Source organism: Nonomuraea sp. NPDC049421 (genome assembly GCF_040677005.1).
Taxonomy (GTDB): Bacteria; Actinomycetota; Actinomycetes; order Streptosporangiales; family Streptosporangiaceae; genus Nonomuraea; species Nonomuraea salmonea.
In genome coordinates this window covers 1-1,640 of sequence record NZ_JBFAQA010000076.1, presented here as the reverse complement: position 1 = coordinate 1,640, position 1,640 = coordinate 1, and the positions used below count along the sequence as shown (strand labels likewise).

At 69.3% G+C, this 1,640-nt stretch carries 1 protein-coding gene and 2 pseudogenes; all 3 read right to left on the bottom strand.

Going from position 1 to position 1,640, the window contains the following annotated elements; genetic code table 11:
- A pseudogene (locus tag AB0K18_RS50260) lies at positions 1-190 on the bottom strand (transposase); the annotation flags it as partial.
- A 24-nt stretch (positions 191-214) separates the two neighbouring features.
- Positions 215-1,309: an IS110 family transposase gene (locus AB0K18_RS50255; RefSeq protein WP_364930285.1), complete on the bottom strand. Its 1,095-nt coding sequence runs from the start codon at positions 1,307-1,309 to the stop codon at positions 215-217.
- A gap of 237 nt (positions 1,310-1,546) precedes the next feature.
- A pseudogene (locus AB0K18_RS50250) lies at positions 1,547-1,640 on the bottom strand (RNA-guided endonuclease TnpB family protein); the annotation flags it as partial.

The window sequence follows — 1,640 nt, the reverse complement described above, 5'->3', positions numbered from 1 at the left end:
GCGCCCCGCAGGCCGAACAGAGCTTGGAGGAGGGAAAGAACCTGCCGATCTTCACGAACGTCCGGCCGTACAGCTTCGCCTTGTACTCCACCATGCCGATGAACGACGCCCAGCCCGCATCGTGCACGCTCTTGGCCAGCTGAGTGCGTGCCAGCCCCTTGACCGCCAGGTCCTCCACATAGATCGCTTGGATGCCCCTATGTTCGTCAAGTGGTCAGGCTGGGTCAGAGGCATGATCGGCTGTCGCTGCTTTGATCAATGCGTAGACCTCGCGGGCGACATAGCGTTTAAGGCAGCGGATGACCTCGCGGCGGGTCTTGCCCTCGGTGGTGCGCCGTTGCAGGTACGCGCGGGTGCGGTCGTCCCAGCGCAGCCGGGTGAGGACGATGCGGTACAAAGCGGCGTTGGCCTGCCGGTCGCCGCCTCGGTTCAAGCGCCGGCGTTGGGACTTGCCGGACGATGCCTCCACCGGGCTGGCCCCGCACAGAGCGGCGAAGGAGCCCTCCTTCTCCAGTCGTTGCGGGTTGTCTCCGGCTGTGACCAGCAGGGCGGCGGCGGTGTCCGGGCCGATGCCCACGCGGTCCAGCAGGGCGGGAACGTGACGGCGGATGACCTCCTCCAGCAGCTGTTCCAGGGCGTCGATCTCCTGCGACAGCGACTGGATACGGGTGGCCAGCAGGCGCAGCACGTAGAGGGTGGCGCTGTGGACGTCGGCCACCGGGCCGACGGTCAGGTCGGCGCAGCGGCGGATGAGGGTTTTGGGTCCCAGGTCGTCGAAGGAGGCTCTCAGGTCGGGGTCAGCGACCACCAGAGCCGCTCGCAGCTGGTTGATCGCCTGGGTCCGGGCCTTGACCGCCGATTCCTTGGCGCGTCGCAGCAGACGGGCCATCTCGACCGGCCCGTCGCCGGACTTGGGGATGGCGGTGGCCCGGCCCGACAGCACGGCGCGGGCGGCGGCCTCGGCATCCACCTCATCGGACTTGCCCCGACGGCGGCGGGCGGCCTTGTCGGGCTGGCTGACCTCGAAGACCTCCACGCCCTCGGCGGCCAGGACGCGGGCCAGCGCGGCCCCGTAGGAGCCGGTGCACTCCACTCCGGCCCGGCGCAGCACGCCGAAGGACCGCGCCCAGACCAGCAGCTGCTCATAGCCGTCCGGGCCGGTCGCAAAGCCGCGGGTGTCCAGCAGCGCTCCCATCCCGTTCAGCACGGCGGCGACATGGACGTCCTTATGCGTGTCGACACCCAGGACCACCTCCTCCCGGCCGTGGGCGAGGTGGAGAGGCGCGCTGGTGTGCGGCATGCTGGTCATCGTGGTCCGGCTCCTGCTCGGCGTGGGGGCTGGTCAGCCGTCGCCGGGGCGGCAGGAGCGGTCAGAACTGTGACGGTGCTTTGTTCGCGGCAAGGCCCCTATCGAGACACGCTCCGACGCCCCGGTGACAGCGAGCACCGCTTCGAGACCCCGGCCGACAGATCCAAGCCAAGACACCATGGTCTGTTCTCGCGCGAGTCAAGCCGGGGCTCGAAACGGCACACGACTATCCTCACAGTTTTCGCGGATCAGCTTCGTGGACAACTGGTGGTGGAACTCGCGGCGCGCGTCGGCGACCTCGGCATGCCGGCGGGCGACCTTCGTCCGGGCC